Genomic DNA, 2,887 nt, shown 5'->3' on the forward strand with positions numbered 1-2,887 from the left:
CCCAACAAAGATAAGTGACCTGACGTCGCCTCCCGAACGTTGCGGACGGGCTTGCCTTTGGCCTGCGGCCAGAGACAATCCGCCGCGTTTTGTCCCGGGGGCGGTGTGCGCCGCATCAAGCATTGAGGAGAGATTTGTCATGAGCCAATTGGATCGCCGTCGCTTTCTGGCTGGAGCAGCCCTCGCGGGAGCCGCCAGCGCCTTGCCTGCGCTGACCGGCGGGCCGGCACGCGCGGCCGTTGCGCCGGCCGGAGCGCAGGCGCCGGGCTTCTACCGTTACAAGGTCGGCGACTACGAATGCACGTCGATCAATGACGGCGCGCGCACCTTCCCGATGCCCGACAAGTTCGTCGTCAACACCGCCAAGGACGAGGCGCTGGCGGCGGCGGAGGGCTCCTACATGCCCAAGGGCATGGTCACGATTCCCTTCAATCCGCAGCTGATCAACACCGGCTCCAAGCTGGTCCTGATCGACACCGGCAACGGCGTCGGCGCGTTCGAGGCCAGCAAGGGTGCGGTCGGCCGCACCCTGCAGAATCTGGCGGCCGCCGGCGTCGATCCGAAGAGCATCGACGTCGTCGTGCTCTCGCACATGCATGGCGACCACATCAACGGCCTGAAGCTCGCCGACGGCTCGCTGGCGTTCCCGAACGCCGAGATCAAGGTGCCGTCGGTGGAGTGGGCGTTCTGGAACAGCGACGAGAACGCGGCCAAGGCGCAGTCCGAGCTGATGAAGGGCAATTTCGCCAACTTCAAGAAGGTGTTCGGAGGCTTGGAGAACAAGGTGACCCAGTACGATTGGGACAAGGAGGTCGCGCCGGGCATCACCGCGCTGTCGACCCCCGGCCACACCCCGGGCCATACCTCGTACGCCGTGGCCTCCGGCAACGCCAAATTGTTCATCCAGTCCGACGTCACCAATGTGCCGGAGCTGTTCCTGCGCAATCCGGACTGGCATGTGATGTTCGACACCGATGCGGCGCAGGCGCAGGAGACGCGGCACAAGTTCTACGACATGGTTGCGACGGAAAAGGCCAAGGTGATCGGCTTCCACTTCTCGTTCCCGTCGGTCGGCTATGTCGAGAAGGACGGACCGCGCTACCGGCTGATCCCGGCGCCGTGGAATCCGGTGCTCTGAGCTTGCCCGTCATTGCGAGCGGAGCGACGCAATCCAGGGGCTCGGTCGGGACTCTGGATTGCTTCGTCGCGGAGCCTGTCATCGGGCCGCGCTTTGCGCGGACCCGTTGGCTCCTCGCAATGACGGAAGAGAGACTGTGCCAGGCCGCCTCCGGGCGGCCTGTTCGTTTTTGCATACGCGAAATGCCGGGCTTTCCCCCGCGGCCGTGACCGCCTATGTCGGATGCCTCGCAGTCCGCAGGGCCATGCATGTCGACCGATCCGTCTCCCTCCAGCGCCGACCTCTCCAACTGGCGCACGGCGCCGTACAGCCGCTGGGCCTTCCACAACATCCGGTCGATCCTGCCCGTTGCCGACATCGCGAGCGCGCCTGGCAGCGCCTGGCCGCTGCCGGCGAGCCCGGTGGCGTTCGCGGATTTCAGCCTGAAGCTGCCGAAGGGCGGGACGCTCGACCTCGACGGTTTCCTCAAGGCGACGGCGACCGACGGGCTCTTGATCCTGCACGACGGCCGCATCGTGTTCGAGCACTATGACGGCGGCACCGATCGCGACACGCCGCACATCCTGATGTCCGCGACCAAGTCGATCACCGGGCTGCTGCTCGGCATCCTCGCCGGCCGCGGCGAGATCAATCTCGACGCCGAGGTCACGCGCTACGTGCCGGAAGTGGCCGGGACCGCGTATCGGGGCGCCACCCTGCGCCAGCTGATCGACATGCGCGCCGGCATCGTGTTCGACGGCGCCGGGCTTCAAGCCTACGCCGACGCCGCCGGCTGGGAGCCGGTCGCGGCCGGGACGACGCCGCACCTGCACGAGTTCTTTGCCACGATGCGGGCGCAGGCCAAGCCGCATGGCGGGCCGTTCAGCTACGTCTCGTCCAACACCGACCTGATCGGCTGGGCGATCGAGTGCGCCACCGGCCGCAGCGTCGCGAGCCTGGTCGGCACCTTGCTGTGGCAGCCGATGGGAGCGAGCGGCGAGGCCTTCATCACGCTCGATCGCAAGGGCGCGCCGCGCTGCACCGGCGGCTTCTGCGCGACGCTGAGAGATTTCGCCCGGCTCGGCCAGCTCGTGCTGTCCGGCGGCCGTCGCGGCTCGCACGCGATCGTCCCCGAGGCCTGGCTCGACGACATCAGGCACAACGGCGACGCCGAGGCGTGGCGCGACGGCCAATGGCGCGACAGCTTCGCCGCCATCAGCCGCAACATGCACTACCGCAGCGGCTGGTACGTCATCAACGACGCGCCGCAGCTGCTGTTCGCGATGGGCATCCACGGCCAGAACCTGTTCATCGATGCCGCCAACGCGATCGTGATCGCCAAGCTGTCGAGCTGGGCGCAGCCCGTCGAGGGGCAGTCGATCTGGCTCACGCATCAGGCGGTGGCCGAATTCACCCGCTGCATCAAGGCGGCGCGCTGATTTCGGTGCGCGCGGCGAGGCGCGGGACCATTCCCGCGGGTCCGGCGCTGAAACGCTGAGTTTCGCGTCCCGCTGGTTTCATGCACTTGCATCTTCCGGGCGGGGCTGTCTAAGTGCCGGCCACACGTTCCCTCGCAAAGGATCCCCCAATGCCCGCCCCATATTCCATCGTCGCGCTCGTCGGCAGCCTGCGCAAGGAGAGCTTCACGCTCAAGATCGCCAAGGCGATGGCCAGGCTCGCGCCCGCCAGCCTGAAGATCGAGGTGGTGACGCCCGAAGGCCTGTCGTTCTTCAACCAGGATCTCGAAGCCAATCCGCCGGCGGATTGGCT

General features: G+C 67.1%; 3 protein-coding genes. All 3 read left to right on the top strand.

Annotated features, from left to right (window positions below):
• The first annotated feature begins 139 nt into the window (after positions 1-139).
• Positions 140-1,138, top strand: coding sequence for an MBL fold metallo-hydrolase (locus tag BRAS3809_RS18000; protein WP_008963516.1), 999 nt, complete (start codon positions 140-142; stop codon positions 1,136-1,138).
• Positions 1,139-1,386: 248 nt separating this feature from the next.
• Positions 1,387-2,556, top strand: coding sequence for a serine hydrolase domain-containing protein (locus BRAS3809_RS18005; RefSeq protein ID WP_008963517.1), 1,170 nt, complete (start codon positions 1,387-1,389; stop codon positions 2,554-2,556).
• 149 nt (positions 2,557-2,705) lie between these two features.
• Positions 2,706-2,887 (top strand): NADPH-dependent FMN reductase (locus BRAS3809_RS18010; protein ID WP_035656685.1); only part of this gene is annotated, 182 nt, incomplete at its 3' end.

This window comes from Bradyrhizobium sp. STM 3809 (assembly GCF_000239795.1).
Classification (GTDB): domain Bacteria; phylum Pseudomonadota; class Alphaproteobacteria; order Rhizobiales; family Xanthobacteraceae; genus Bradyrhizobium.

Bases quoted from the DNA above. Each gene is read 5' to 3' on its own strand.
- BRAS3809_RS18000 (WP_008963516.1), top strand. From the start codon at position 140: ATGAGCCAATTGGATCGCCGTCGCTTTCTGGCTGGAGCAGCCCTCGCG.
- BRAS3809_RS18005 (WP_008963517.1), top strand. From the start codon at position 1,387: ATGTCGACCGATCCGTCTCCCTCCAGCGCCGACCTCTCCAACTGGCGC.